Origin of the sequence: Methylobacterium mesophilicum, assembly GCF_036441335.1 — a bacterium.
GTDB lineage: Bacteria > Pseudomonadota > Alphaproteobacteria > Rhizobiales > Beijerinckiaceae > Methylobacterium > Methylobacterium mesophilicum_B.
Window position 1 is genome coordinate 1,310,910 of record NZ_MLBW01000034.1, and the last position, 19,792, is coordinate 1,330,701.

The 19,792-nt window shown below is 70.5% G+C and carries 24 protein-coding genes and 2 pseudogenes; 19 read left to right on the forward strand and 7 right to left on the reverse strand.

The annotated features are described in order from the left end of the window. Positions 1-106: 106 nt before the first annotated feature. From MMR14E_RS27020 to MMR14E_RS27085, 14 genes are all read left to right on the forward strand, one after another. On the forward strand, positions 107-484 hold the full coding sequence (locus tag MMR14E_RS27020) for a hypothetical protein (protein WP_331318531.1): 378 nt from the start codon (positions 107-109) through the stop codon (positions 482-484). Positions 485-891: 407 nt separating this feature from the next. Next, a complete protein-coding gene (rplN, locus tag MMR14E_RS27025; protein WP_010686182.1) occupies positions 892-1,260 on the forward strand; it encodes a 50S ribosomal protein L14 in 369 nt (122 codons plus the stop codon). Further along, entirely contained in the window at positions 1,260-1,574 is a 315-nt protein-coding gene (gene rplX / locus MMR14E_RS27030) for a 50S ribosomal protein L24 (RefSeq protein ID WP_012319178.1), read from the forward strand. The genes rplN and rplX overlap by 1 nt, the downstream gene beginning before the upstream one ends. Next, a complete protein-coding gene (rplE, locus tag MMR14E_RS27035; protein WP_020096277.1) occupies positions 1,567-2,133 on the forward strand; it encodes a 50S ribosomal protein L5 in 567 nt (188 codons plus the stop codon). The genes rplX and rplE overlap by 8 nt, the downstream gene beginning before the upstream one ends. Positions 2,134-2,173: 40 nt before the next feature. Beyond that, entirely contained in the window at positions 2,174-2,479 is a 306-nt protein-coding gene (gene rpsN, locus MMR14E_RS27040; protein WP_010686179.1) for a 30S ribosomal protein S14, read from the forward strand. A gap of 10 nt (positions 2,480-2,489) precedes the next feature. Beyond that, positions 2,490-2,885, forward strand: a complete 396-nt coding sequence (gene rpsH / locus MMR14E_RS27045) for a 30S ribosomal protein S8 (RefSeq protein ID WP_010686178.1) — start codon at positions 2,490-2,492, stop codon at positions 2,883-2,885. Positions 2,886-2,907: 22 nt separating this feature from the next. Further along, a complete protein-coding gene (rplF, locus tag MMR14E_RS27050) occupies positions 2,908-3,441 on the forward strand; it encodes a 50S ribosomal protein L6 (RefSeq protein ID WP_331318532.1) in 534 nt (177 codons plus the stop codon). Between the two features lie 10 nt (positions 3,442-3,451). Continuing rightward, on the forward strand, positions 3,452-3,814 hold the full coding sequence (gene rplR, locus MMR14E_RS27055) for a 50S ribosomal protein L18 (protein WP_012319174.1): 363 nt from the start codon (positions 3,452-3,454) through the stop codon (positions 3,812-3,814). A gap of 104 nt (positions 3,815-3,918) precedes the next feature. Further along, entirely contained in the window at positions 3,919-4,506 is a 588-nt protein-coding gene (gene rpsE, locus MMR14E_RS27060) for a 30S ribosomal protein S5 (protein WP_012319173.1), read from the forward strand. Between the two features lie 11 nt (positions 4,507-4,517). Continuing rightward, positions 4,518-4,709 (forward strand): 50S ribosomal protein L30, encoded by a 192-nt coding sequence (gene rpmD, locus MMR14E_RS27065; protein ID WP_020096280.1) that lies wholly within the window; start codon positions 4,518-4,520, stop codon positions 4,707-4,709. Positions 4,710-4,719: 10 nt separating this feature from the next. Continuing rightward, positions 4,720-5,223, forward strand: coding sequence for a 50S ribosomal protein L15 (gene rplO / locus MMR14E_RS27070; protein ID WP_020096281.1), 504 nt, complete (start codon positions 4,720-4,722; stop codon positions 5,221-5,223). Positions 5,224-5,376: 153 nt separating this feature from the next. Then, on the forward strand, positions 5,377-6,723 hold the full coding sequence (gene secY / locus MMR14E_RS27075) for a preprotein translocase subunit SecY (protein ID WP_210034108.1): 1,347 nt from the start codon (positions 5,377-5,379) through the stop codon (positions 6,721-6,723). 170 nt (positions 6,724-6,893) lie between these two features. Further along, on the forward strand, positions 6,894-7,496 hold the full coding sequence (locus MMR14E_RS27080; RefSeq protein WP_331318533.1) for an adenylate kinase: 603 nt from the start codon (positions 6,894-6,896) through the stop codon (positions 7,494-7,496). A gap of 94 nt (positions 7,497-7,590) precedes the next feature. Continuing rightward, a complete protein-coding gene (locus MMR14E_RS27085; protein WP_331318534.1) occupies positions 7,591-7,821 on the forward strand; it encodes a hypothetical protein in 231 nt (76 codons plus the stop codon). Between the two features lie 56 nt (positions 7,822-7,877). Here the strand turns inward: MMR14E_RS27085 and MMR14E_RS27090 are convergent, their stop codons facing one another. Next, the gene (locus MMR14E_RS27090; protein ID WP_331318535.1) at positions 7,878-8,234 is read right to left on the reverse strand and encodes a hypothetical protein; all 357 of its coding nucleotides are present in this window, start codon (positions 8,232-8,234) and stop codon (positions 7,878-7,880) included. Between the two features lie 250 nt (positions 8,235-8,484). Between MMR14E_RS27090 and rpsM the strand changes: the two genes are divergently transcribed. The 5 genes from rpsM to rplQ all read left to right on the forward strand — a co-directional run bounded on the left by rpsM (position 8,485) and on the right by rplQ (position 12,061). Further along, positions 8,485-8,853 carry a 30S ribosomal protein S13 gene (rpsM, locus tag MMR14E_RS27095; protein WP_010686168.1) on the forward strand — a complete coding sequence of 123 codons (369 nt, stop codon included), beginning with the start codon at positions 8,485-8,487 and terminating at the stop codon, positions 8,851-8,853. 173 nt (positions 8,854-9,026) lie between these two features. Next, positions 9,027-9,416, forward strand: coding sequence for a 30S ribosomal protein S11 (gene rpsK, locus MMR14E_RS27100; protein ID WP_010686167.1), 390 nt, complete (start codon positions 9,027-9,029; stop codon positions 9,414-9,416). 35 nt (positions 9,417-9,451) lie between these two features. Continuing rightward, the gene (locus MMR14E_RS27105) at positions 9,452-10,324 is read left to right on the forward strand and encodes an MBL fold metallo-hydrolase (protein ID WP_331318536.1); all 873 of its coding nucleotides are present in this window, start codon (positions 9,452-9,454) and stop codon (positions 10,322-10,324) included. A gap of 109 nt (positions 10,325-10,433) precedes the next feature. Next, positions 10,434-11,453, forward strand: coding sequence for a DNA-directed RNA polymerase subunit alpha (locus MMR14E_RS27110; protein ID WP_010686165.1), 1,020 nt, complete (start codon positions 10,434-10,436; stop codon positions 11,451-11,453). Positions 11,454-11,650: 197 nt separating this feature from the next. After that, the gene (gene rplQ / locus MMR14E_RS27115; RefSeq protein ID WP_331318537.1) at positions 11,651-12,061 is read left to right on the forward strand and encodes a 50S ribosomal protein L17; all 411 of its coding nucleotides are present in this window, start codon (positions 11,651-11,653) and stop codon (positions 12,059-12,061) included. 478 nt (positions 12,062-12,539) lie between these two features. Here rplQ and MMR14E_RS27120 read toward each other — a convergent pair whose 3' ends face one another. The 6 genes and pseudogenes from MMR14E_RS27120 to MMR14E_RS27145 form a co-directional block, all read right to left on the reverse strand. Then, positions 12,540-14,426, reverse strand: coding sequence for a response regulator (locus MMR14E_RS27120; RefSeq protein WP_331318539.1), 1,887 nt, complete (start codon positions 14,424-14,426; stop codon positions 12,540-12,542). Beyond that, entirely contained in the window at positions 14,423-16,141 is a 1,719-nt protein-coding gene (locus MMR14E_RS27125) for a response regulator (RefSeq protein ID WP_331318541.1), read from the reverse strand. Before MMR14E_RS27125 ends, MMR14E_RS27120 begins: the two co-directional genes overlap by 4 nt. After that, positions 16,138-17,205 carry a chemotaxis-specific protein-glutamate methyltransferase CheB gene (cheB, locus tag MMR14E_RS27130; RefSeq protein ID WP_331318675.1) on the reverse strand — a complete coding sequence of 356 codons (1,068 nt, stop codon included), beginning with the start codon at positions 17,203-17,205 and terminating at the stop codon, positions 16,138-16,140. The genes MMR14E_RS27125 and cheB overlap by 4 nt, the downstream gene beginning before the upstream one ends. Then, positions 17,202-18,017 (reverse strand): annotated as a pseudogene (locus MMR14E_RS27135) (response regulator); the annotation flags it as partial. The pseudogene MMR14E_RS27135 and the gene cheB, both read right to left, overlap by 4 nt. Then, positions 17,956-19,212: pseudogene (locus MMR14E_RS27140) on the reverse strand (methyl-accepting chemotaxis protein); the annotation flags it as partial. The pseudogenes MMR14E_RS27135 and MMR14E_RS27140, both read right to left, overlap by 62 nt. 36 nt (positions 19,213-19,248) lie before the next feature. Further along, positions 19,249-19,776: a chemotaxis protein CheW gene (locus MMR14E_RS27145; protein ID WP_331318543.1), complete on the reverse strand. Its 528-nt coding sequence runs from the start codon at positions 19,774-19,776 to the stop codon at positions 19,249-19,251. Between the last annotated feature and the right edge of the window lie 16 nt (positions 19,777-19,792).

Below are 19,792 nucleotides of genomic sequence, written 5' to 3' on the forward strand. Positions count from 1 at the left end.
AGGCGCGCGCCGGCACGGTCTACGGAGAATTAAAGCGATCCATCGAAATGTCGCGCTCATCGGGCGGCCAGGTCGCCGCCGCAGGTTCGCGTCGAGGGTGTTGCGTATGGGTTGCGTCGCGGTCAGCAACGTCGTTCCGTTCCGGCGGCCGATCCCCCCCCAGCCCCCCGGCGAGAGGGAGGCGCGCAACCGGCGTCGCAGCGAGCAGCGCTCCCTGCTGGACGCGGTCTACACCACCGGCAGCATGGTCGTCGCCGCGGAGGATCGCGGGCTCAAGCTCACCGCCTCGCGGCTGCAGGTCTACGGCTTCCTGGCGATCGAGGAGGTGGGCGAGGACGGCCTGATGCGCCGGCTCCGACCGTCAGAGGCGATTCGCGCCCGGTCGGAGCGACCCTGGCGCCTGTCGAAGCCCGCGAGCGGGGCTTCGGTGACCATCCCGAGCCTCGACGGCTTCCTGTTCGAGACGGCCGGCCAGCCGATCTGATCGATCCCGATCGCTGCACGACCACCGACCGGTGCGCCGACAGGCGTGCCGGTCGTCGCACGTCGGGGCCGGCCGTCCGCGGCCGCACCGCCGAACCGGCCGACGCCGCGATGACGCCGCGCGCGGCCCCGCCGGCGAGCCCCGAAACCGGATCGCCCCCCCTATGCGGCGGCGACGATTTCCCGCGGCTCCGCTTGCCATCACCGGCTGCCCGTAGTATGCGCCCGGCCTTCGCGACATTTCCGATGGGTGCTCGCACCCCGTGAACGCGGTGACCGCGCCGGTGTCTCAAACACCGTCAGCGCGGTCGAACACATGAGCCGGGGGCGTCAGGTCCCCATCAGGCGTCGTCCGCCGGGCAATACCGTCCGCGTGCGGAAACCCGCCTGAAACAAGGAGTCACGCACGTGATCCAGATGCAGACGAATCTGGACGTTGCCGACAACTCGGGTGCACGCCGTGTGATGTGCATCAAGGTTCTCGGCGGGTCGAAGCGCAAGTATGCCGGCGTGGGCGACGTGATCGTCGTCTCCGTCAAGGAGGCGATCCCGCGCGGTCGCGTCAAGAAGGGCGACGTCATGAAGGCGGTCGTCGTCCGCACGGCCAAGGACGTGAAGCGCGCCGACGGTTCGGTGATCCGCTTCGACAAGAACGCCGCGGTCCTGATCAACAATCAGAAGGAGCCGATCGGCACCCGTATCTTCGGACCGGTGCCGCGCGAACTCCGCGCCCGCAACCACATGAAGATCATCTCCCTGGCTCCGGAGGTGCTGTGATGGCCGCCAAGATCAAGAAGGGCGACAAGGTCGTCGTGCTCACCGGCCGCGACTCGGGCCGGTCGGGCGAGGTGATCCAGGTTCTGCCGAAGGAAGGCCGGGCCTTCGTGCGCGGCATCAACCTGGTGAAGAAGCACCAGAAGCAGACCCAGAACCAGGAAGGCGGCATCATCTCCAAGGAGGCCGCCATCCAGCTCTCGAACATCGCGGTCGCGGACGCCAACGGCAAGCCGACCCGCGTGGGTTTCCGCATCCTCGAAGACGGGCGCAAGGTCCGGTTCGCCAAGACCACGGGGGATCAGATCGATGGCTGAGGCCGACAAGAACGCCTACACCCCGCGCCTGCGCAAGCACTACGACGAGGTGGTTCGCCAGAAGCTGATCGAAGAGTTCGGCTACAAGAACCCCATGGAAGTGCCGCAGATCACGAAGATCGTGATCAACATGGGTGTCGGCGAGTCCACCGCGGACTCGAAGAAGGCCTCGGTGGCGGCGGGCGACCTCGCCCTGATCGCCGGCCAGAAGCCGGTCATCACCAAGGCCCGCAAGGCCATCGCGACCTTCAAGGTCCGCGAGGGCATGCCGATCGGCTGCAAGGTGACCCTGCGCAAGCAGCGCATGTACGAGTTCATGGACCGGCTGATCACCATCGCGCTGCCGCGCGTGCGTGACTTCCGCGGCCTGAACCCGCGCTCGTTCGACGGCCGCGGCAACTACGCCCTGGGTCTCAAGGAGCACCTCGTGTTCCCGGAGATCTCCTACGACAAGGCCGAGCAGATGTGGGGCATGGACATCGTCGTGGCGACCACCGCCAAGACCGATGCCGAGGCCAAGGCGCTGCTCGCCGCCTTCAAGTTCCCGTTCCGGCAGTGAGGCCCTCGGGTCTCAGACGCGGACACCGGAGATAGACGACATGTCGAAGAAAAGCTCAGTCGAGAAGAATGAGGCCCGCAAGGCGCTGGTGAAGCGCTTCGCGGCCAAGCGGAAGGCGCTCCTCGAGATCGCCAACAACGACGCCCTCGAGATGGAGGAGCGCTTCGAGGCGCGCCTCAAGCTCGCGGAACTGCCGCGCAACTCGTCGGCCACCCGCATCCGCAACCGTTGCGGCATGACCGGCCGTCCGCGCGCCTACTACCGCAAGATGGGCATCTCGCGCGTGGCGCTGCGCGAGCTTGGCAACCGGGGCCTGATCCCCGGCCTGGTCAAGTCGAGCTGGTAAGGAGGTCCCCATGGTCAACGATCCCGTGGGCGACATGCTCACCCGCATCCGCAACGGCCAGCTGCGCCGTCGCAACGTCGTCCAGACGCCCGGCTCGCGCCTGCGCGCCAGCGTCCTCGACGTGCTGAAGTCCGAGGGCTACATCCGCGACTACGCGGCGACCGACCTCGGCAACGGCCGCACCGAGTTCGCCATCGAGCTCAAGTACTATGACGGGCGCCCCGTGATCCGCGAGATCAAGCGCGTGTCGAAGCCGGGCCGCCGGGTCTACTCGTCGGTCGGTGAGCTGCCGCACGTGGCCGACGGCCTCGGCGTCACCATCGTCTCCACCCCGCAGGGCGTCATGGCCGACCACGAGGCGCGCGAGCGCAACGTCGGCGGTGAAGTGCTCTGCACCGTGTTCTGATCGGGACGGAGGAGGTTATCCCATGTCTCGCGTAGGCAAGAAGCCGGTCCCCGTGCCGGCCGGCGTTACCGCCACGGTCACCGGTCAGACGGTGAAGATGAAGGGATCGAAGGGCGAGCTGTCGTTCGTCGTTCCCGCCCTCGTCAACGTGGCGATGAAGGACGGCGCCATCGAGGTGCAGCCCGTCAACCAGTCCAAGCCGGCGCGCTCCCTGTGGGGCACGTCGCGGGCGCAGATCGCCAACATCGTCGAGGGTGTGTCGAAGGGCTTCGAGAAGAAGCTCGAGATCACCGGCGTCGGCTACCGCGCCGCGATGGCCGGCAAGGCGCTCAAGCTGTCGCTCGGCTACAGCCACGACATCGAGTACGCGATCCCCGCGGGGATCACGATCGCAACCCCGAAGCCCACCGAGATCACGATCTCCGGGATCAACCGCCAGCAGGTCGGTCAGGTCGCCGCCGAGATCCGCGAATACCGCGGACCCGAGCCCTACAAGGGCAAGGGCGTGAAGTACGCGGGCGAGTTCATCTTCCGCAAGGAAGGCAAGAAGAAGTAAGGAGGGCATCATGTCTCGCAAGCTCGAAGCCCTCGATCGCCGCAAGGCGCGCGTCCGCCGCGCGCTGCGGGCCGCCGCCAACGGCCGCCCGCGGCTCTCGGTGTTCCGCTCGTCGAAGCAGATCTACGTGCAGGTCATCGACGACGTCGCCGGCAAGACGCTGGCCTCGGCCTCGTCGATCGACAAGGCTCTCAAGGGCGAACTCAAGACCGGCGCCGACGTCGCCGCCGCGACCGCGGTGGGCAAGCTTGTCGCCGAGCGCGCCAAGGCCGCGGGCGTCACGAAGGTGATCTTCGACCGCTCCGGCTACATCTACCACGGCCGCGTCAAGGCCGTGGCCGAGGCCGCCCGCGAGGGCGGCCTGGAGTTCTGAGTCACGACGGCGGGCCGGGCGGATCCTCTCCGCCCGGCAGATCCGAAACCCGATCGAGCGAGCGGCCCCGCCGGCCGCGTCAGTGAGATGGACAGGTAGACAACATGGCACGTGAACGTGAAGGCGGGGGCCGCGGCCGCCGCGAGGATCGCGAGGAGCGCGACAGCGAGTTCGTGGACAAGCTCGTCCACATCAACCGCGTCGCCAAGGTGGTGAAGGGCGGCCGTCGCTTCGGCTTCGCGGCCCTCGTCGTCGTCGGCGACCAGAAGGGCCGCGTCGGCTTCGGCCACGGCAAGGCCCGCGAGGTGCCGGAGGCCATCCGCAAGGCGACCGAGGCGGCCAAGCGCGGCCTGATCCGCGTCTCGCTCCGCGAGGGCCGGACCCTGCACCACGACGTCAACGGCCGCCACGGCGCCGGCAAGGTGATCCTCCGCGCGGCCCCGCAGGGCACCGGCATCATCGCCGGCGGCCCGATGCGCGCCGTGTTCGAGACGCTCGGCATGCAGGACGTGGTCGCCAAGTCGCTGGGTTCGTCGAACCCCTACAACCTCGTGCGCGCCACCTTCGAGGCGCTCAAGAACGAGGACAGCCCGCGCTCCGTGGCGGCCCGCCGCGGCATCAAGGTGTCGACGCTCCAGTCGCGTCGCCGCGATGCCGATCCGGCCGACCAGTCCGAAGCCGCGGTCGCGTGAGGGAGGGTCCGATGGCACAGAAGACCGTCCGCATCGAGCAGATCGGCTCGCCGATCCGCCGCGAGGCCAGCCAGCGCCAGACGCTGATCGGCCTCAAGCTCAACAAGCTCCACCGCGTGTCCGAGCTGGAGGATACCCCCTCCGTGCGCGGCATGATCCGCAAGGTTGCGCACCTCGTGCGCGTCCACGGCGACGTGGCGTGAGGAGGTCCCGATGAAGCTCAACGAGATCAGCGACAACCCCGGCGCAACCAAGAACCGGATGCGCGTGGGTCGGGGCATCGGCTCCGGCAAGGGCAAGACCGCGGGCCGCGGCGTGAAGGGTCAGAAGGCCCGGACCGGCGTGTCCATCAAGGGCTTCGAGGGCGGTCAGATGCCGCTGCATCGTCGCCTGCCGAAGCGCGGCTTTAACAACCTCTATGCCCAGGACCTGAACGAGGTGAACCTCGGCCGGATCCAGGAGGCCGTCGACGCGGGCAAGCTCGACAAGGCCGCCACCGTCACGGTGGAGAGCCTCGTCGCCGCCGGCATCATCGCCCGTCCCCGTGACGGCGTGAAGCTGCTCGGCGTCGGTGAGCTCACCGCGAAGCTCAGCTTCGAGGTCACCCGCGCCTCCAAGTCCGCCGTCGAGGCGGTCGAGAAGGCCGGCGGCTCGGTCAGCACCGTCTACGCCCAGGGTGCCTCCACCCGCGGCGGCAGCGAGGCGGCCACGGCCTGACGGACGCGACGGGGCGACCGCGGGACCCGTTGCACGGGCTCCGCGCACCCTTTAAGCCGATCCTTCGAGCGGCGGCCCTGCGACCACGCGGGCCGCCGTTTTCATTTCATCCGGGTGCCGGTCGCCCGGCGACACTTCCAGGACGCGACGCTTATGGCCTCAGCCGCCGAGCAGCTTGCCGCCAATCTCAATTTCGGTGCGATCGCCAAGGCCGATGAGCTGAAGAAGCGCATCTGGTTCACTCTCGGCGCCCTCGTGGTGTTCCGGCTGGGCACGTACATCCCGATCCCCGGCATCGACCCGGAGCAGTTCGCCCGGAACTTCCAGCAGCAGGCGGGCGGCGTGCTCGGCCTGTTCAACATGTTCTCGGGCGGCGCCGTGGAGCGCATGGCGATCTTCGCCCTGAACATCATGCCCTACATCTCGGCCTCGATCATCGTGCAGCTCCTGACCTCGGTGATCCCGAGCCTGGAAGCGCTGAAGAAGGAGGGCGAGTCCGGCCGCAAGGTCATCAACCAGTACACCCGCTACCTCACGGTGGTGCTGGCGCTGGTCCAGTCCTGGGGCATCGCCATCGGCCTGCAGAGTTCCTCGGCCGCGATCGACCCGGGCCCGTTCTTCCTGGCCTCGACGGTGATCACGCTCACGGGCGGCACCCTGTTCCTGATGTGGCTCGGCGAGCAGATCACCTCGCGCGGCATCGGCAACGGCTCGTCGCTGATCATCTTCGCCGGCATCGTGGCCCACCTGCCGGTGGCGATCGCGGGCGCGCTGGAGCTCGGCCGGACCGGCGCCCTGTCGCCGGCGATCATCCTGGGCGTCGGCGTCGCGGCCGTGGCGCTCGTCTACTTCATCGTGTTCATGGAGCGAGCCCAGCGCCGGCTGCTGATCAACTACCCGAAGCGCCAGGTCGGCAACCGGATGTACGAGGGCCAGACCTCGTTCCTGCCGCTCAAGCTCAACACCTCGGGCGTGATCCCGCCGATCTTCGCCTCGTCGCTGCTGCTGCTGCCGGCGACCGCCGCGAGCTTCTCGGCCAACGGCGGCGCCACCGGGTGGCTCGGCACGGTCACGGCCTATCTCGGCCACGGCACGCCGCTGTTCATGGTGCTGTACGCGGCGCTGATCATCTTCTTCACGTTCTTCTACACCGCGGTGGTCTTCAATCCGCAGGAGACGGCCGACAACCTGAAGAAGCATGGCGGCTTCATCCCGGGAATCCGCCCGGGCGAGCGCACCGCGGCCTTCATCGACAAGGTGCTGACCCGCATCACGGTGATCGGCGCCCTGTACCTGACCCTCGTGTGCCTCTGCCCGGAGATCCTGTCGTCCTACGCGGCCGCCAGCCTCGGCTTCGGCGGAACCTCCCTGCTGATCGTGGTCTCGGTCACGATGGATACGGTCGCGCAGATCCACGGCCACCTGATGGCCCATCAGTACGAGGGCCTGGTGAAGAAGGCCAAGCTGCGTGGCGCCTCGACCACGCAACGGCGGCGCTGAGCCTGCTACAGAGGCGGGCCGACCCTAAGCACACGCCCGCCTCTGGCCCAAAGGTCTGGATGCCTCACCGGCCCGGACCGGCTAGAAAACCCCGAACCCGGCGATGCCAGGGAGGCTTCGCCACCACGGCTTGTGCCCACTGAGAGAGTGGGCCGAACGAGGACAACGCCATGCGCATCATTCTGCTCGGTCCGCCCGGTGCGGGGAAGGGGACGCAATCCGAGCGGATCGTACAGCGCTTCGGCATCCCGCAGCTCTCCACCGGCGACATGCTGCGCGCCGCAGTGGCGGCCGGCACGCCCGTCGGCCTCGAGGCCAAGGCCGTGATGGAATCCGGCGGCCTCGTCTCCGACCGGATCGTGGTTGGCATCGTCGCCGACCGGATCGAGGAGCCGGATGCCCGCCGCGGCTTCATCCTCGACGGCTTCCCGCGCACGGTCGCGCAGGCCGAGGCCCTCGGCGAGATGCTCGCCGGCAAGGGGATGAGCCTCTCCGCGGTCGTCGAGCTGAAGGTCGACGAGAACGCCCTGGTCGGCCGCATCGAGAAGCGTGCCGCCGAGACCCTGGCCCGCGGCCAGGCCGTGCGGAAGGACGACACCCCCGAGGTGTTCAAGCAGCGGCTCGAGGCCTACCGCGCCCAGACCGCGCCCCTCTCGGCCTACTACGCGCAGAAGGGCATGCTGGAGACCATCGACGGCATGCAGCCGATCGACAAGGTCACCGCCGACCTGATGGCGGTGCTGGAGCCGCACGAGGAGCGCGTCGTCTCCTGACGCGATCGCGGCGCGTTGACCGATTGGTGAAGCGCGCCCGTGAACCCGGCGGTATCTCGGCGGGTTATGGGGCGGATCCACGATCGGAGACGCCATGACCGTCCGCCTTCTCGCCGCCGCGTCCCTGCTGCTCGCGGTGGCCGTCCCGCCACTGCCGGCCTTCGCGCAGAGCCCGGCGCAGTCCTTCGTGTACGGCCAGAAGCGATTCCGGCACGCCTGCCGGCCGCCGCTCAAGTACGCGGCAGGGACCTGCGTCCGCCGCTGCCCGGCAGGCTACCAGTCCATGGGCGGGTATTGCCGGCTGCGGAACCAGGGCTTCCGCTGAGACGTCGCGCGGGTCGGCACGGTCCCGGGTACCGGCACTTCGCCCGGGACCGTCGCTCAGATCCGCCCTTCGCGGCGGAGGCTTCCGAAGAAGTTGACGATGTCCATCTGCAGCGACCGGTGGCCGAAGAGGCGGAACGGGTAGCCCTCCGCGGTGCCGTCGCGCAGTTCGATCATCGCCGTCATCGTGTTGTAACGGAACACCATGCGGCGCCCGGCGAAGGTCGCCCAGAGCAGGGGCGGCCCGTCATCCGCGCCCTGGAGGGCGACCGAACCGGGTTCCGCCTCGGCGAGGACGCCGCCGATCACGGCCAGCGTCACCGGCATGACCTCCTCCAGAGTCTCCTCCGCGGCGCGCAGCACCGAATCGGCGAAGGACCGCAGCGTCGCGCCATCGCTCGTCACCACTGCCATTTCCGCTCCTCGGTGTTTCCAGTAAGGCCCGCTTCGGGCGCGGGGCGGGACAGAGACGGGTCGAGCCGTCGTTGACATCGGGCCGCCCGCGCGCTAGCAGGCCCTCCTTCGTCCAACCGAACGATGGTCCGAGGTGCCCTGTCCAGGGCCGCCCGCGGGCCGCGTCGTCGTTTCACGTGCGCAGGGGCCGGCCTCCACCGGACGCGCGCGACACCGGCCCGGATCCCCGGGCCTCACATGGAGAGTGATCGTGGCCCGTATCGCAGGCGTCAACATCCCGACCAACAAGCGCGTCGTCATCGCGCTCCAGTACATTCACGGCATCGGCGCCAAGAAGGCCGAGGAGATCACCCAGAAGGTGAACATCCCCGCCGAGCGTCGCGTCAACCAGCTGACCGACGCCGAGGTTCTGTCGATCCGCGAGACGATCGACCGGGACTACCTCGTCGAGGGTGACCTGCGCCGCGAAGTCTCCATGAACATCAAGCGCCTGATGGATCTCGGCGCCTACCGCGGCCTGCGTCACCGCAAGCAGCTGCCGGTCCGCGGCCAGCGCACCCACACCAACGCCCGCACCCGCAAGGGCAAGGCGAAGCCGATCGCCGGCAAGAAGAAGTAATTTTTTGGAACTGGGAGGCCGTGCTCAGCTCGGCCTCCTTCCCGTCGCGCCAAGTGTCCCGCAGCGGGTCCGGCGCCGGCTCGACCGCCCGACACGGGTGCTCCGGCCAAGTCCCAAGAAGAATCCCGAGCGCCTGGTGTTACGGGCGTGCCTGAAGGAAGAGTGAGACCAGAATGGCCAAGGAACCGCAACGCGTCCGCCGCCGCGAGCGCAAGAACATCGTGTCGGGCGTCGCCCACGTGAACGCCTCGTTCAACAACACGATGATCACCATCACGGACGCGCAGGGCAACACGATCTCGTGGTCGTCCGCCGGCGCGATGGGCTTCAAGGGCTCGCGCAAGTCGACCCCGTACGCCGCCCAGGTCGCCGCCGAGGATGCCGGCCGCAAGGCGGCCGAGCACGGCATGCGCACCCTCGAGGTCGAGGTGTCGGGTCCGGGTTCGGGCCGCGAGTCGGCGCTGCGCGCCCTCCAGGCGGCGGGCTTCACGGTGACCTCGATCCGCGACGTCACCTCGATCCCGCACAACGGCTGCCGGCCGCGCAAGCGCCGCCGCGTCTGATCCGAGACCAGCGAAGCCTTTTGACGGAGAAGCTCATGACGGGATCGAAGCCGCTTCCGGGCGTGCTGCGTTGGAACCTCGGGGACCTCACGGTCACCGCGCTCAACGACGGCTGGTTTCAGGCCAGCCTCGATCTCGTCACGGGCATCTCCAAGGAGGAGGCCGGGCGGCTCCAGGTCGCGGGCTTCCGCACCGAGCAGCCGAAGATCACGCTGAACGCCTTCCTGATCACGGGTCCCGGCCTCAAGCCGACCCTGATCGACACGGGCTACGGCGACCTCGCGCCGGCACCGACCCTGGGTCGCGCCGGCGCGGCGCTCGCGCTCACCGGCGTCGAGCCCGAGGACATCGGCACGGTGCTCGTCAGCCACCTGCACCCCGACCATGTCGGCGGTCTCGTGAAGGACGGCGCGGCGCGCTACCCGAACGCCGAGATCGTGCTGCACGCCGACGAGGCGGCGCACTGGCTCCCGGACGAGGCCCTGGCCAAGGCGCCGGAGGCCGCGAAGCCCTACTTCGAGGGCGCCCGCAAATCCCTGGCGCCCTACGCCGGCAAGGTGCGCGAGCACCGGGGCGGCGAGGTCCTCCCGGGGATCACGGCGGTCCCTCTGCCCGGCCACACGCCGGGCCATTGTGGTTTCCGCATCGTCTCCGGTGGACAGTCGCTGCTGATGTGGACCGACGTGGTGCACCTGCCGGCGATCCAGTTCAAGAACCCGGAGGCCGGCGTCGGCTTCGACGTCGACGGCGACCAGGCGCGGGAGACGCGCAAGCGGATCCTGGACGAGGTGGCGCGCGAGCGGACGCTCATCGCCGGCGGCCACCTCGAATTCCCGGCGCTCGGCTACGTGGATCGGGACGGGGCTGGCTACAGCTTCGTGCCGGTGCTGTGGGTCGGCGGCGAGTAACGGCGGATACGGATTTCAGGGACCGTTCGGGGCGCCAGGGGGCTGCGCCGGACGGCCGAAGCGCGGGGACGGGCGTCGCGGATCCCGGGCAAGGACGAGAGGTAGGATCGTGGTCATTCAGAAGAATTGGCAGGAACTGATCAAGCCGAACAAGCTGCAGGTCACGACCGGTGACGACCCCAAGCGGGTCGCCACGGTCGTCGCCGAGCCGCTTGAGCGCGGCTTCGGCACGACGCTGGGCAACGCCCTGCGCCGCGTGCTCCTGTCGTCGCTCCAGGGCGCGGCCGTGACCTCGGTGCAGATCGACGGCGTGCTGCACGAGTTCTCGTCGATCCCGGGCGTGCGCGAGGACGTCACCGACATCGTCCTCAACATCAAGACCATCGCGATCCGCTCGCAGACGGACGCGCCGAAGCGCATGACCCTGCGCAAGACCGGCCCGGGCCTCGTCACCGCCGGTGACATCGGCACCGTCGGCGACATCCAGATCCTGAACCCCGACCTCGTGATCTGCACCCTCGACGACGGCGCCGAGATCCGCATGGAGTTCACGGTCGCCACCGGCAAGGGCTACGTCCCGGCCGAGCGCAACCGCCCCGAGGACGCGCCGATCGGCCTGATCCCGGTCGACTCGCTGTTCTCGCCGGTCACCAAGGTCAGCTACCGCGTCGAGACCACCCGCGAGGGCCAGGATCTCGACAAGGACAAGCTGACCATGACGGTCGAGACCAACGGCGCGGTCTCCCCGGAGGATGCGCTCGCCTACGCGGCGCGCATCATCCAGGACCAGCTGCAGGTCTTCGTGAACTTCGAGGATCCGCGCAAGGAAGAGGCCGCGCCGCTCGCGCCGCAGCTGCCCTTCAACCCGGCGCTGCTCAAGAAGGTCGACGAGCTGGAGCTGTCGGTCCGCTCGGCGAACTGCCTGAAGAACGACAACATCGTCTACATCGGCGACCTGATCCAGAAGTCCGAGGGCGAGATGCTGCGGACCCCGAATTTCGGCCGCAAGTCGCTCAACGAGATCAAGGAAGTGCTCGCCGGTATGGGCCTGCACCTCGGCATGGACATCCCCGGCTGGCCGCCGGAGAACATCGAGGACCTCGCCAAGCGCTTCGAGGAGCACTACTGAGCGGCGAAGCCGCCTCGGGCTGAACTGGGCGGCGCCACACGGCGCCGCTTGTTTGGCCGGCTCAGACCCGGGACTTCGCCGAGCCGACGCGAGGTCCCAGCCAATCCCGCCGCGGGGTCAAGCGGAGAGCAACAGCCCCAATGGGGCACCCGGCCGTACCGTGGCACGGCGGCCGAGACGAGAAGGAAGCCAGCACCATGCGTCACGCCTATCGCGGCCGCCGTTTCAACCGCACCGCCGAGCATCGCAAGGCGATGTTCGCCAACATGTCCGCCGCGCTGATCAAGCACGAGCAGATCATCACCACCCTGCCGAAGGCGAAGGACCTGCGTCCGGTCGTCGAGAAGCTGATCACGCTGGGCCGCATCGACAGCGTCCACACCCGCCGCCTCGCCATGGCGCAGCTGCGCGACGCCGATATGGTCAAGAAGCTCTTCACCGTGCTCGGCCCGCGCTACAAGGGCCGTCCGGGCGGCTACTGCCGGATCATGAAGGCCGGCTTCCGCCAGGGCGACAACGCCCCGCTGGCGGTGATCGAGTTCGTCGACCGCGACGTCGAGGCCCGCGGCAAGGATTCCGGTCCGAGCCAGGTCGCCGAAGCCGCCTGATCGGGCACGGAGCGTCCCGACGCGTCGGGTCTGTGAGAAGCCGTCCCGGATCCTCCGGGGCGGCTTCTCGCGTTTCGCCCCCGTCTCATCGCGGGCGCGGCGAAGCGATCGAAGTCATCGCATGTTGCCGGGCCACTTCGCTGCGGGCGCGACGACGATGCGCGGATGACAAAAAACCCGCCGGCTCGCGCCGACGGGTCTGAAGCAGGGTCCACGTCTCGGATCGTCGCGGGAGCTCGCGCTCGCGGCCCGTCTCAGACAGGGCGGGAACTCGACCGCGCCGCGCTCCGAAAACCCCTATCCCTGCCGGAACTCGTCCGGTGGACCGTCCTGGTCCAAGTCGTTGTCACGCCTGCGGCGCGGGAAGATGCCGTGATTGCTCATGGTCCACCTCCTCTTCGTAACCCGGGGCCTCCGAGCCCCACGGACAGAGAATGAGCCGGCAATCGATCGGTTGCAAGCCCCGTTGCAAGCCCCGTCAGCTGACGGGTCCGGCCCCGCCGTCGAGCAGTGAGGCGACCCGGGCCGCGAGATCGGCTGAGCGGAACGGCTTCGTGAGCACCGGCAGGTCCTCGGGGATCTGCATCGCCTCGGCGTGCCCGGTGAGAATCAGCACCGGCAGGCGCGGATCCCGCTCGCGGATCTCGGCGGCCAGTTCGATGCCGCTCATGCCGGGCATGGCGAGGTCAGCGACGACGATGTCGTAGCGGTCCGCCGCGAGGAGCCGGAGCGCGGCCTCGCCGTCGCTGGCCTCCGTGGTGCTGTGACCGAAGCCGGTGAGGAACGAGGCCGTCACGTGGCGCACCTGCGAATCGTCGTCGACGATCAGGACGTGGGCCCGCCGCCCGGCGACCGGGACCGAACCGGAAGCCTCGGGCGCCTGTTCTGGCGCCTGATCGGCGAAGGGGAGGGCGAGTTCCACGCGGGTGCCCCGGCCGACCACGCTGTCGATCACCAGCCGGCCCTTGGATTGCTGCGCGAGGCCGAACACCATGGCGAGGCCGAGCCCCGTGCCCTGGCCGACGGCCTTGGTGGTGAAGAACGGCTCGCAGACCCGGCGCAGGATCTCCTCCGGGATGCCGGTGCCCTCGTCGGTGACGCTGATGCCCAGATAGGTGCCGTCGGCGATCTCGGGGTCGCCGCTGATCGCGAGCCGGCGCGTCGCGACCGTGATCGCGCCCCCGTCCGGCATGGCATCCCGGGCGTTGATGCAGAGGTTGAGCACCGCGAGTTCGAGCTGGTCCGGATCGACCTGGACCGCCGGCAGACCGTCCGCGAGATCGGTCCGGACCGTGACGAGGCCGCCGAGGCTGCGGCCGAACAGGTCGCTCATCCCGGCGATCAGGGTGTTCACGTCAACGGCGCGCGCCTGGAGGTCGTGGGCGCGGCTGAAGCTCAGGAGGCGCTTGGTCAGGGACGCCCCGCGCTCGGCGGCGCCCCGGGCGTTCTCGATCAGGCGCTGGACCCGCGGCTGGTCGGCGACCTTCGGGCCGGCGAGTTCGAGGCTGCCGAGGATGGCGGTCAGCAGGTTGTTGAAGTCGTGCGCGATGCCGCCCGCGAGGGTGCCCAGCGCCTGCATCTTGTCCGACTGGCGCAGGCGCGCCTCGAGGGTTCGCTGCTCGGTCACGTCGCGCTCGATCGTCGCGAGGTGGCTGATCGCCCCGCCCGCGTCGCGGATCGGCACCCGCGTCACGTGGCTCCAGTGCTCGGCGCCGGTCGGGCCGTCGCTGATGAGGCTCTCGGCCACGGCGCCGGACCGGATCGCCGCCGCGTCCGCCGCCGTCACCGCTTCCGCCTTCGGGCCGAGGAGATCGCCCTCGCGCCGCCCGAGGCTGGCGGCGACGTCGTGGCCGAGGAGGGCGGCCTTGCGGCCGTTCAGACGCACGAACCGGCCGTCCGCGTCCTTGAAGCTGATCGCGTCCTGGGCATGGTCGAGGAGGCCGCGCAGCAGCGCCCGCTCGGTGGCGAGGTCCCGGCCGAGGCGGTGGCGCTCGAAGGCCTGCCGGACGGTGGAGCGGAGCAGCCCGGCATCCCAGGGCTTGGTCACGTAGCCGACGATGCCGCCGCGGTTGAGGGCGGCGATCACCGCGGTGATGTCGGCGTAGCCGGTCAGTAGGATCGCCTGCGCGTCGTGGAAGGTGCGGGCCTCGGCGAGGAGCGCGTCGCCGGTGAGGCCCGGCATCCGCTGATCCGAGAGCACCACGGCGATGTCGGGCTCGGCGCGCAGGATCTCCAGCGCCTCGGCCGGGCGCGAGGTCGTCAGAACCCGATAGGAATCCTCGAACAGGTCCTCCAGGGCGATCAGGATGTCCGGCTCGTCGTCGACGGCCAGGATCGTCCCTACACCTGCCGTACCGTCACTCATGCACTGGCCGCCTGCCGCGGAATCCCGATAACGAAGCAGGCTCCCCCACCCGGGGCCGTCTCCACGGTGAGCGAGCCGCTATGCGCTTGAACGACGCTGTAGGCAATCGCAAGACCCAGGCCCGTACCGGATCCGACCGGCTTCGTCGTGAAGAACGGCTCGAAGATCTTCTCCCGCAGCGTATCCGGGATGCCTGGCCCCGTATCGCTGATGCGAATCTCGTCGATTTCGGGATTCGACTGCGTGATGATCCGGATGGTGCCGCCCTCCGGCATGGCGTCGGCGGCGTTGCCCAGGATGTTCATCACCACCTGGTTGAGCAGCGCCGGGGTGCAGTGGATCTCGGCGCGGCCGGCGAAGCTGCGCTCCACGGCGATGCGCTCGCCGAGCTTGTGCTGGATCAGCGCGAGCACCGTCTCGATCGCCTCCGGCACGTTGACCAGGGCGCGCTCACCCTCGTCCAGGCGCGAGAACTTGCGGAGGTTCAGGACGAGATCCTGGATCCGGGTCAGCCCCATGCGCATCGAGCCGACCCGCTGCCGGGCCTTGTCGATGGCGCGGGCGGCGGCCTCCGGGGCGGCGTCCGGCAACTCGCCGAGCAGGCGCTCGACCGTGCCCTGGTGGGCCAGGATGAAGGCGAGCGGGTTGTTGATCTCGTGGGCGATCCCGGCCACCAGCTCGCCGAGCGAGGCCATCTTGGCGGCCTGGACGAGCTTGGACTGCGCCTCGGTGAGCTGGCGGTTGGCGTCGGCGAGGTCGCGGTTGGCCCGTTCCAGGGCATCGGCGAGGCGCGCCCGGGCCTCGGCCGCCTCGGCCTCCGCGCGGGCGCGCTCCACCGCCCGCTCGCGCTCGCCGAACTGGCCGGCGATGCGCCGGTCGTCCTCCTCCAGGAGCCGCCGCCGGACGAAGCCGCGGACCCGCAGCGCCAGCACCTCGGCGTCGGTCTTCGAGACGACGTCGTCGGCGCCGGCCGCGTAGGCCTCGACCAGGAAGTCCTTGGCCGGATCGCTGCCGGCGATGCCGACGAGGTGGAAGCCCGCGCCGGCCGCCTGGCCTGAGCGCCGCTGGCTGATCGCCCGGCACAGGGCGAGGCCGTCGTAGGCGTGGCCCAGGAGATCGACGGTCACGCAGTCGAAGGCCTCGTCGCCGGCGGCCGCGTCCAGGGCGGCCAGGGCCGCCTCCGGCCCGTCGACGCTCGCCACCTGGTGTCCGTCCTGGCCCATCACGCCGGCCAGGAATGTCCGGTAGGTCGCGCTGCCGTCGATCACCAGGACTCGCCCGCGCCGGAACGCGGCCGCGCCCGGCCCCTCGCCGTCGGTCGTCGGCCGGCGCTCGCGCAGCAGGGCGCGGATGCGCAGGATCATCAGGTCGCGGTCGGCGGATTTCGGCAGGTAGGCGTCGGCGCCGCTCTCCAGACCCTGGCGCTCGCCGCCGCTGCCCCCCGTCAGCATCAGGACGGGCAGGGCCCGGGTGCGCAGCGACAGGCGCATCTGCCGGATCAGCTCGTCGCCGTTCATGCCCGGAAGGTGATAATCGGCCACCACGAGGTCGGGCTGGCTGCGGTTGAGATGATCGAGGGCGGTCTCGGCAGAGGCGCAGCGCTCCACCGCGAAGCCGTGCGCCTCCAGCAGCAGGCGCAGTTCCAGGGCCTGCGTCTCCGAATCCTCGACCAGCAGGATCCGGGCCGGCACCTCCGCCGTGCCGGCCTCGCTCACGGTCGCGCTCCCGCGTCCACCAAGCGCAGGACGTGGTCGGCGACGCGGTCCAGGGGGAGGACGGCGCGGGCGGCCCCGAGCCGCACGGCCGCCGCCGGCATGCCGTAGACGACGGCGGTGCTCTCGTGCTCGGCGACGGTCTGGGCGCCGGCCTTGTGCATGTCGGCGAGGCCGAGGGCCCCGTCCTCGCCCATGCCGGTCAGCAGCACGCCGATGCCGGACGCGCCGGACTGGCGGGCCATGGACCGGAACAGCACGGTGGCGGCCGGGCGCTGGCCCGAGACCGGCGCCGAATCGATTACCCGCAGGATCCGGCCGGCACCGATCTCCAGGTGGCGATCACCCGGGGCCACGTAGACCCGACCGGGTTCGGCGCGCTCGCCGTCCTGGGCGAGGGAGACCGGGAGGGTCACGACGCTGTCGAGCCAGCTGGCGAAGCCGTCCATGAAGGCCGCGCCCATGTGCTGGACGACCAGCACCGGCAGCGGGAAATCCTTGGGCAGGGCGCCGATCACCCGCGCCAGCGCCGGGGGACCGCCCGTCGAGGCGGCGATGCCCAGGAGACTCGGGGCCTGCCCGGTCAGTTCGGCGGGCGCCGCCTGGGGTGCGGCGACGCTGCGACCGGCCCACTCGGTGCCGATCGGGCGGCGGCGGATGACCGGCACCTGGGCCATGATCCGCAGCTGCGTGCAGATCTCGCCGGCGACGCCCTCGTAGCCGGCATGGGTCGTGGCCACGGGCTTCTCGACCACCGACAGGGCCCCGGCCCGCAGCGCGTTCATCGAGATGCGCAGCGAGGAATCCTCGACCGAATCCGCCACCACGACGATCGGGGTCGGGTGCTCGGCCATGATCCGGCGGGTCGTCTCCAGGCCGTCGATCCCCGGCAGGCGGATATCCATCGAGATCACGTCCGGCCGCACGGTCCGGAGCCTGTCGAGGGCTTCCTCGCCGGAAGCGACCGCGGCCACGATTTCGAGGCGGGGATCGCGGGAGACGATGTGGCGCAGCAGCTCGCGCACCACGAGGCTGTCCTCCACGAGCATCACACGGACGGGGGTCATAGGAGCTGCCCGATCGTATCCAGCAGCTGGCGCTGGTCGAACTTCTGCTTGGTCAGGTAGGCGTCGGCGCCGAGATCCAGGCCCCGGGCGACGTCGGCGGCGTCCCCGCGTGAGGTCATCAGGATCGTCGGAAGCCGGGCGAAGCGCTCGTCGGCCCGCAGCGCCTTGAGGAGTCCGAACCCGTCGAGGCGCGGCATCTCCACGTCTGCGAGCACGAGGTTCACGGGCTCGATCTCGGCGCGCAGCCGGTCGAGGGCGTCCTGCCCGTCGACGCAGACGACCACGCGGTAGCCGGCGGCTTCCAAGATTCCCTTCTCCAGAGTCCGGGTTGTGATCGAATCGTCGACGACCAGGATCGTCGCGCGCGCGGACGCGCCCGGCGAGGCGTGAGTCGTCGAACGTGGCGCCGGCGCCATCGTTCCGAGCGAACCGCCCGACATCCCGGCCAGGGCGCGCGCCGCGAGCCCCTCGGGGTCGAGGACGAGCACCGGCACGTCCCCGTGCAGCACCGCCGTGCCGGCGATCAGCCCCGGATCGGCGCCGAAATCCGGCGCGGGCAGGACCAGGAACGGGCGGACGTCGTGCAGGCGGTCGACCGCCAGGACCAGACGGCCGCCGCCGGTCCGCAGCACCACGGCGGTCAGCGTGGCGGGATCGGCCGGATCCGCGACCTGACCGAGGATCGCGGCGAGGTCCGTCACCGGGTGGCTCGTCGCGGCGTCCCCGTCGCCGAGGCGCACGATCGTCCGGCCCATGGCGACCGGCAGCGCGCCGCGCCGCAGGCGCAGGAGGCGCTCCACGGCGCCCCCGGGGNGAGATGTCGTTGACCGTCTCGATGATGTCGCCGATCGTCTGGGTCTTCTCCGACAGGCTGACGATGTTGCCCGCCACCGCCTCCGCCTGCTCGCGGATCGCGTCCATGGCCTTGGCGGTGTCGGACACCGCGCGCAGACCCTGGCGCGAGGTCTGCGCGGTCGCCTGGGCGGTGGCGATCACCTCGGTGGCGCGCTTGGAGATCTGCGCCCCCGAGTGGGTGATCTCGTCCACCGTGGCGGCCGTCTCCTGCACCGCGGCGAATTGCTGCTCGACCGAGGCGGCCTGCTCCTGCGCCGAGGCCCGGATCTCGGCCGCGGCCGCGTTCAGGTCCGCCGTCGCCGCGCGGTTCGTCCGCGCCAAGTCCGAAAGACCCGCCACCATCGTGTTCAAAGTCGTGCTCAGACGGCCGATCTCGTCGCGCCCGCCCGCCGCCAGCTGACCGGACAGGTCACCCTCGCCGACGCGGGCGACGAAGGCCATGACCGTCTCGAGGGGCCGCACCACCGCGCGGCTGATCAGCCACGTGATCAGGATCGCCAGCAGCACCGCGGCGGCCAGGGTCAGGTAGATCGAGAGGCGCGAGCGCTCGTAGACCTCCTGCGCGGCGCGCTGGCCCAGCGCCATGCCGCCGTCGAGCTGCGACCGGAGGGTCTTGATCCCCTCGAGGAAGGGCGCCTGCAGGCGGGCGATCTCGGCGTTGCGCGCCTCGACCGCCGCGACGTCCTGCTGGGCGATGGCGGCGAACTGCGCCTCGCCCTGCGCCCTGACCTCGCGGAACGAGCCCTGGACCGCCGTCGCCGCCGCGGCGATGCGGTCCCACGCCGCGACGCGCTCGGCGGACACGACCTGCGTCCGGTACTCGCCGGCGAGCTGGATCGTCGTGGCGAGCCGGTTCTCGACCTGGGCCGCGGTCTGGCGCCAGGCCGCCAGGGTGTCGCCGGCCTGGCTCGTGCGCCCCTGGGCCCGCATCAGCATCGCGATCACGGCGGTGCGGCGCAGGAGGCCGAGGTCGCGCGCCTCGTTCCCGAGATCGTCGAGCTGGCGCAGGATCGTCATGTCCCGCCGGACGATCGCGTCGGTCGTGTCGCGCACCGCGCCGATCTGCTCCAGCGCGTAGAAGCCGAGCGCCACCACCACGACCGTGATGGCGAAGAAGCCGAGAAGGATGCGTTTTCCGATCGAGAGCGACACGGGCGGGGATGGCTCCGGTTGGGGCAGGCGGCCCGGTCAGGGCAGCGCGCGGCGCAGGAGGCGGGGGAGGTCGACGACGACGAAGTCGGGCCGGCCGTCGCCCGCGGCCCCGGAAGCCGGGGCATAGACCGAGGCGGCCTCGTTCCCCAAGCCGTCGGGATCGACCGCCTCCGCGGCCGCCGCACCTCCGGCCCGGGCGATGCCCAGGACCCGGTCCACCGCGAGGGCGAGCGGCTGGGCCTGGACGCCGCGCAGCACGATCAGGTGCCCGGCCGCCTCCGCGCCGGAATCCGGCCGGCCGAGGGCCCGGGCGAGGCTGAGCACGCCGACGATCCGTCCGGACAGGGCGATGAGGCCGTCCAGCGCCGGCACGGCCCCGGGCATCGGCGTGGTGGGGCGCGACGGCAGGACCTGGGCGACGGCCGCCAGGGGCACGCCGTAGCGCTCGCCGCCGCAGGCGCAGACGAGATGATCGACACCCGAATCGGTCGCGACCGCGACGCCACCGCGCCGCGCGAGGGCGGCCGCGCGCTGGGCGCGCAGATCCCGCTCCGGCCGCTTCACCTGGGGGCCGTCNCGC